The following is a 7549-nucleotide window of genomic DNA, read 5'->3' as shown; positions in this document are numbered from 1 at the left end:
CGAAGTACGGGCTGAAGCTGACGCTCATCGACAACGACAAGGCGGAGGAGTGGAACAACGCCTACTCGCTGTGGTGTGCGCGGGACGCCCTGAAGGACGGCGTGATCCTGGCCAACGGTGACACGGTGCACCCGGTGTCGGTGGAGCGGACGCTGCTGGACGCGCGGGGTGACGGCAAGAAGATCATCCTGGCGCTGGACACGGTGAAGAAGCTCGCCGACGAGGAGATGAAGGTCGTCGTCGACCCCGGGAAGGGGATGACGCGGATCACGAAGCTGATGGACCCGGCGGAGGCGACGGGCGAGTACATCGGTGTGACGCTGATCGAGGGCGAGGCCGCTGTCGAGCTGGCGGACGCGTTGAAGGCGACGTTCGAGCGGGACCCGCAGCTGTACTACGAGGACGGCTACCAGGAGCTGGTGAACCGGGGCTTCCGGATCGACGTGGCGCCGATCGGTGACGTCCGGTGGGTCGAGATCGACAACCACGACGACCTCGCCCGCGGCCGGGAGATCGTCTCCGGGCGCTGAGCCCGACGGCCCACGGGGGTCCGGTTTGACCCCCGTGGGCCCGGCCCCGTAACCTTGACCGTCGGCGTGTCCATCGGGACCGCCACATCCCCGTAAACCTCTTCCTCCCGGACGCGGGCCGCGATCGGGAGAGGTCGTCCGCGCTTGCGTGGGCGACTGGCCTGCGGGGGTGCCGTTCTTCGAGTGAGAGTGAGATCCGCGTGTACGCCATCGTGCGCAGCGGTGGTCGCCAGCACAAGGTTGCTGTCGGCGACATCGTCGAGGTTGACAAGATTTCCACCGCCAAGGTCGGCGACACGGTCGAGCTCTCGACCCTGCTCGTGGTCGACGGCGACGCCGTGACCAGCGACCCGTGGGTGCTGGCCGGCATCAAGGTCCAGGCCGAGGTCGTGGACCACCACAAGGGCCAGAAGATCGACATTCTGCGCTACAAGAACAAGACCGGCTACCGCCGTCGTCAGGGCCACCGCCAGCAGTACACGGCGATCAAGGTCACTGAGATCCCCGCGGCTGCGAAGTAAGGGACTGAGGAGAGATGGCACACAAGAAGGGCGCATCGTCCACCCGTAACGGTCGTGACTCCAACGCTCAGCGCCTCGGCGTGAAGCGCTTCGGTGGTCAGGCCGTCAACGCGGGCGAGATCCTGGTCCGCCAGCGCGGCACCCACTTCCACCCGGGCGCCGGCGTCGGCCGTGGCGGCGACGACACCCTGTTCGCGCTGCAGGCCGGTGCGGTGCAGTTCGGCACCCACCGTGGCCGTAAGGTCGTGAACATCGTTCCGGTCGCCTGATCGGACACTTTCGCGAGGCGGACCTCACTTCCCGACGGGAAGCGGGTCCGCCTTTCGCGTGTTACCCAAGAGACACAACCCCGTAGTAGCTGGAGGCACATTCCATGACCACCTTCGTGGACCGCGTCGAACTGCATGTCGCCGCGGGTAGCGGAGGTCACGGCTGTGCCTCCGTCCATCGCGAGAAGTTCAAGCCGCTCGGTGGACCCGACGGCGGCAACGGCGGACGGGGCGGCGACGTGATCCTCACCGTCGACCAGTCCGTGACCACGCTGCTCGACTACCACCACTCGCCGCACCGCAAGGCCACGGGCGGCAAGCCCGGTGAGGGCGGCAACCGCTCCGGCAAGGACGGCCAGGACCTGGTCCTGCCCGTGCCGGACGGCACCGTGGTGCTCGACAAGGCGGGCAACGTGCTCGCCGACCTCGTCGGCCACGGCACCTCCTTCGTCGCCGCCCAGGGCGGTCGCGGCGGGCTCGGCAACGCCGCCCTCGCCTCGGCGCGACGCAAGGCGCCCGGGTTCGCGCTGCTCGGTGAGCCGGGCGACCTGCGCGACGTCGTCCTGGAGCTGAAGACCGTCGCAGACGTGGCCCTCGTGGGCTACCCCAGCGCCGGCAAGTCGTCCCTGATCTCCGTGCTCAGCGCCGCCAAGCCGAAGATCGCCGACTACCCCTTCACCACGCTGGTGCCCAACCTCGGTGTGGTCACCGCCGGTTCGACCGTCTACACCATCGCCGACGTCCCCGGTCTGATCCCCGGCGCCAGCCAGGGCAAGGGGCTGGGCCTTGAGTTCCTGCGCCACGTCGAGCGGTGCAGCGTGCTGGTGCACGTGCTGGACACCGCCACCCTGGAGTCCGACCGCGACCCCGTCTCCGACCTCGACATCATCGAGGAGGAGCTGCGGCAGTACGGCGGCCTGGACAACCGGCCGCGGATCGTCGTCCTCAACAAGATCGACGTGCCGGACGGCAAGGACCTCGCCGACATGGTCCGCCCGGACCTGGAGGCCCGCGGCTACCGCGTGTTCGAGGTGTCCGCCGTGGCCCACACCGGACTGCGGGAGCTGTCGTTCGCGCTCGCCGAGCTGGTCGGCACGGCCCGCGCGGCCCGGCCGAAGGAGGAGGCGACCCGCATCGTCATCCGTCCCAAGGCGGTGGACGACTCCGGCTTCACCGTCACCCGTGAGGAGACCGGCGGCGAGCTGGTGTTCCGGGTGCGCGGCGAGAAGCCCGAACGCTGGGTGCGGCAGACCGACTTCAACAACGACGAGGCCGTCGGCTACCTGGCCGACCGGCTCAACCGCCTCGGTGTCGAGGACGCGCTGATGAAGGCCGGCGCCCGTTCCCGTGACGCCGTGGCCATCGGCCCCGAGGACAACGCCGTGGTCTTCGACTGGGAGCCGTCCGTCACCGCCGGTGCCGAGATGCTCGGCCGCCGCGGTGAGGACCACCGCTTCGAGGAGCCCCGCCCGGCCGCCCAGCGCCGCCGCGACCGCGACGCCGAGCGGGACGAGGCGGAGCGGGAGTACGACGGCTTCGAGCCGTTCTAGTCCGCACGGCGCACCGCACGCACGAGAAGGGCCCGTTCCGAACGGAACGGGCCCTTCTCGTGCGTGCGGTGGCTCAGTTGCCGGGCGTCCGGCTCAGGTCCGCCCCGAAGAGCCGCAGCAGCCGCTCCTCCACCACCGGGGTCAGGGCCTCGACGTAGGCGTCCGCCAGGTGGCCGTAGTCCCGGTACACCAGCGTGTTGCCCACCACGACCGGGCAGTTGCCGGAGGGGGCGCAGACCCAGGGGGACGGGTCGACGACCGTCACGTCCTCGGCGGCCGCCGCCTCGCGGATCGCCTTGGTCACCGAGGGCTGCTTGTCGGACTCGGACAGCTTGTTCGCGCACGCGGACAGGTCGTCCGGGTTGGCGACCGCGCAGTCCACCGCGTTGTTCTTCGGCCAAGGGCTGTCCAGCAGCGTGAGCACGCGGGTACGGCCCCGCTGGAGGATCCGGTACGTCTCGGCCTGGCCCTTGCCCCACTCGGTGGCGGTGTCGCCGTCGCCCCACAGCTTCGCGGAGTTGGAGCTGGAGGTGACGACCAGATCGGGTTCCATCGCGCGGATCTTGTCGATGGTCACCTCACGCCAGTCGTCGCAGGACGAGTAGGGACCGTTGTTGTAGGCGATGGTGATGTCGGCGACCTTGCAGGCGTTCTTGGTGAACGAGTACAGCTTCCAGCCGTGCTCGCGGGCGATCGCGTCGAACGCCGGGAACCACTGCGCGACGTGCGAGTCGCCGAACAGCACCACGCTGCGGTCGCCGTCCTTGTCGCCGTACAGACACGGCTCGGTCTGCTTCTCCTCCGACATGGTCAGCGCGCAGTCGTCGTTGTAGACCGCCGTGCGCTTGTACGCCACGTCGTGCACGCTCGGCGAGAGGTTGGACGGCATCTTGTCCGCCGGGTGCTGCAGCAGACGGGTCAGCGCGGCCTGCGGGTCGGGGGCCTGGGCGATCGCCTCCATGGTGTTCTGCTGGGCGCCGCCCGACGACAGGCTCGGCGGGAACTGCACGGCGACCAGCGCGGCCACCGCCGCGACGGCCGACAGCCCGAGACCCAGCGACAGGCCCCTCGCCGCATGCGCCTTGAACGCCCGGTGGAACCGCATGGGGTCCTCGATCAGGTGCAGCGTCCCCCAGGCCAGCACGAGACCGCACAGGGCGGCGATCAGCCGCAGCGGACCCTCGTGCTCGCCGAACCCGGCGGCCGCGGGCACGATGACGATGAGCGGCCAGTGCCAGAGGTACCAGGCGTAGGAGACGCCGCCGACCCAGACCGCGGGCCGCAGCGACAGCACCAGGCCCGCGCCGTAGCGGCCGCCCGCCGCGCCGCCGGCCAGCACGGCGGCGGCACCGAGGACGGGGACCACGGCGTTGTGGCCGGGGAAGACGGTGTGGTCGTCGAAGGCCACCGCCGCGTAGGCGATGGCGGCCAGGCCGGCCCAGCTGAGGACCGCGGCGACCGGACGCGGGATGTCGTTCAGCCGGTGGGCCACCAGCGCCAGCAGCGCGCCCACCGCCAGCTCCCAGATGCGGCCCTGCGAGCCGAAGTAGGCCCACGACGGGGACGTCTCGGTGAGGTGCAGGTTCACGGCGAAGGACGCGACGGCCAGGGCGAGCAGCGGGATCGCCAGCAGGGCCCGGCGCCGGAAGATCTTCAGCGCGACGATCAGCAGGACGGGCCAGATCAGGTAGAACTGCTCCTCCACCGCCAGCGACCAGAAGTGCTGGAACGGCGAGGGGGGCACGTCGGTGTTGAAGTAGTCGGTGCCCGAGTCGGCCAGCCGGAAGTTGACGACGTACCAGGCGGACGCGATGGCGTCCTTGGCGTAGTCCGCGAACCGCAGCGGGCCCAGGAACAGCCAGGACCCGGCCAGCGTCGCCATGACGACGAGGGTGGAGGCGGGCAGCAGACGCATGGCCCGGCGGGAGTAGAAGCGGGCCAGCGAGATCCTGCCCTCGCGCTTCCACTCGCGGAGCATCAGCGAGGTGATCAGGAAGCCCGAGATCACGAAGAAGACGTCGACACCGACGAATCCGCCGGCCAGGGAGGAGACGCCCGCGTGGGCGACCACGACGAGCGAGACGGCGACGGCGCGCAGGCCCTGGATGTCCAATCGGAGTCCTGCGCCGCCCGTCGCCGGGGCGGAGCCCTTCCCGGACGGCGGTCCGGGGGCGTCGCCCCGCGCCGGGGGAACGGACGGGGCGTCATCTGATGAAGGCCGCGGTGGGGACGCGAGATCGCGGGCGGACACCTTGGGGGTTCTCCTTGCTCGTGGAGCGTCGACGAGACGTGTGCGGGGTCTGCGGCACGGTCCGGGGCTCTGCGCCGCCGGGGCCTGCTGACCGCTGGTGATCGACTCGGAGTCAGACGGTCGAGCGTATCTCCGTCAGGTCCGGAATCATGACGAGTTTCGTGCCATTGTCGTAACAGATGGGTGAGAAAGGTCGACAGGCGGGGACGCCGGGCTCGTCGACACCCGGGGTCCGGGCCGGACACGCGCCGCCGGGTCACCCGTTCCCGGGGTCCGCCCGGTCGCCGCGCTCGGTGCGCGGCGTACGACCGGACGGCCCCGGAGCGGACGCGTTCCCCCCGTTGTCCTGACGGACGGTCCCTCTTCAGACGAAGGTGGCTCGCTCCGGCGCGTCGGCCTGCTCGGACAGGCCGGCCTGCGCGGACTTCCGCTCGGACTCCAGGCGGTCGTAGCGGGCCATGGTGCGCTGGAAGGAGCGCGTGGCCAGCAGCAGCCGGTAGACGACGAGCACCTCGAAGGCGAGCAGCAGGGCGCCCGCGACGACGGTCGGCCAGAAGACGGTACCCAGCAGCGGGGCGATGATGAAGATCGTCATCTGGAACTCGATGCCGCTGAACAGGTGGATGCGGATGCGGTGGCTGACGAGGAAGTCGCGCAGCGGCACATAGCCGGGGAGGCGCGTGATGAACGTGCTCTGCGCCACGGCGGGCGCGGCCGGCGCGGACGCGGAGGACTCCGCCGCCGACGCGTCGCTCGCCGTCGGCTGGGCGGGCACCCGGGCGGCGCTCTTCACCGGCGTGTCGCCGGCCTCGGAGTCGTCGTCGGAGGCGTCGGCCTCGGCGGAGGTGTCGACGAGCCCCAGCTCCTCGGCGCGCTCACGCTGCGTCCGCCGCATGTTCAGGCGGACCTTCCACATCTCCAGTGCGTCCATGTAGCGGAGCATGTCGAGGAACACCACGGCCAGCGCGAGCCATATGTAGGTGACGTCGTCGGTCCGCTGGTACTGCCCGCCCATGAGGGCGACGGCACAGATGAGCACGCGGATCCGGTCGAAGATGTAGTCGAGCCAGGCGCCGAACGCGGAACCCTTCCCCGTCAGACGGGCGAGCTTCCCGTCCATGCAGTCCAGGATGAAGCTGACGTGGTAGACGACGGCTCCGGCCACCAGCCACTGCCAGTCACCCTGGGCGAAGCAGGCGGCGGCCCCGATCCCCAGCACCAGGGCGGCCCAGGTGATCTGGTTCGGTGTCACCCGGGTCCACATGGCGGTCCAGCGGACCAGCGGGGTGGCGACGGGATCAACCAGGAGAACGGTCCACCAGGCGTCTCGCTCTTTCTCCGTGAGGCGGCGGACTTCGGGGAGTGAAGGTACACGCATGACCGTAAGTCTGCATGCTCGCCCGAACACTCTGCTTCCAAACGCGAGTGTGTGCTACGTCACGAATGCGATCCGCGAACCCCAGGAGGGATGGAATCTCAAGAGGGGTGGATATGTCCGAAAGAATACGTGTATGCGATAGATTGACGCGGGAATTGCCGGTCGCAAACACGGGCACCGATCGTGGAGACTCTGCCGGTGGTGGCGGCCTACTCCGTCGAACAGGAATGTGACTGCGTTGCTGTAAACTTCCCCCCTGCGGCTTGACCCTGAAGGAGCCCTGTGCGCTCCGAGTGTGGCGCCGTATGGGGGTGCAGCGCTCGTTTCCGCTGGTCGTCTTGATGCCCCCATCATGTAGGCCACGTCGGGACTCGCCGAGAGGTTTGGGATTGAAGTGAGTGTGCGTACCCGCATCGGAAGCAGTCTGAAGTCGCGGACCAAGAGCGCGATGCAGGCGCAGAAGCGCCGGGCGTGGTTGTTGCGGGTGACGCGGCAGCGGCAGGGCCTGTTGCGGTCTGACGCGGGTGTGCGTCAGGTGACGTTCGACGGTGAGCCGTTGTGGGGTCGGGTGGGGGATTCCTTCACGGCGGCGGGTGCGGCGGCGGAGAATCTGGGGCTGGTCGCGGATGCCCTGGAGCGTGCGGGGATCGCGTATTTCGTGGTGCCGGGTGTGTCGCGTACGTCGTGGACGTTGGGTGTGCGTGAGGCGGACCGGGGGGCGTTCCTGGCGTCGATGCGTGAGCTGTACGCGGGGACGGTGGTGTTCGCCGCGCGTCCGCGTTCGGGTGGGGTGTCGGATTTCTCGTTGTTCGCGGACGAGGCGTGGCCGAAGTCGTTGTCGTCGGCTCCGGTGATGCGGTTCGGTGTGGTGCGGCTGGGGCCGGTGGGTCAGGTTCTGGGTGGTCCGCAGCTGGGCTGTGACGTGGAGTTCTGGCAGGACGGCGCGGACGTGCTGGCGGGTCCCTCCGCCGAGGCCGAGCTGGCGCGTGTCTCGCCGCAGGCCTCCGCCGACGTGCTGGCCGACTCGCTGGTGGCCCCCCGCCGCAACCG

General features: G+C 69.8%; 6 protein-coding genes and 1 pseudogene. 5 read left to right on the top strand and 2 right to left on the bottom strand.

The annotated features are described in order from the left end of the window. From B100_RS0133330 to obgE, 4 genes are all read left to right on the top strand, one after another. On the top strand, nucleotides 1-530 hold a 530-nt coding region (locus B100_RS0133330; RefSeq protein ID WP_024888664.1), incomplete at its 5' end, for a nucleotide sugar-1-phosphate transferase. 200 nt (nucleotides 531-730) lie between these two features. Further along, nucleotides 731-1051: a 50S ribosomal protein L21 gene (gene rplU, locus B100_RS0133325; protein WP_004931419.1), complete on the top strand. Its 321-nt coding sequence runs from the start codon at nucleotides 731-733 to the stop codon at nucleotides 1049-1051. Nucleotides 1052-1065: 14 nt separating this feature from the next. After that, a complete protein-coding gene (gene rpmA, locus B100_RS0133320; RefSeq protein ID WP_003976205.1) occupies nucleotides 1066-1320 on the top strand; it encodes a 50S ribosomal protein L27 in 255 nt (84 codons plus the stop codon). A gap of 104 nt (nucleotides 1321-1424) precedes the next feature. Next, the gene (gene obgE / locus B100_RS0133315; RefSeq protein ID WP_024888663.1) at nucleotides 1425-2870 is read left to right on the top strand and encodes a GTPase ObgE; all 1446 of its coding nucleotides are present in this window, start codon (nucleotides 1425-1427) and stop codon (nucleotides 2868-2870) included. Between the two features lie 73 nt (nucleotides 2871-2943). Here the strand turns inward: obgE and B100_RS0133310 are convergent, their stop codons facing one another. Both B100_RS0133310 and B100_RS0133305 read right to left on the bottom strand, forming a co-directional pair. Beyond that, a complete protein-coding gene (locus B100_RS0133310) occupies nucleotides 2944-4983 on the bottom strand; it encodes an acyltransferase family protein (protein WP_486585774.1) in 2040 nt (679 codons plus the stop codon). Between the two features lie 502 nt (nucleotides 4984-5485). After that, entirely contained in the window at nucleotides 5486-6499 is a 1014-nt protein-coding gene (locus B100_RS0133305) for a CDP-alcohol phosphatidyltransferase family protein (protein WP_037724059.1), read from the bottom strand. Nucleotides 6500-6893: 394 nt separating this feature from the next. Here B100_RS0133305 and B100_RS0133300 point away from each other — a divergent pair. Next, nucleotides 6894-7549, top strand: a pseudogene (locus tag B100_RS0133300) (sugar phosphotransferase); the annotation flags it as partial.

It is taken from the genome of Streptomyces sp. CNH189 (assembly GCF_000527195.1).
The sequence above is the reverse complement of the archived record's forward strand: the minus strand, read 5'-3'. Positions and strand labels throughout refer to the sequence as shown.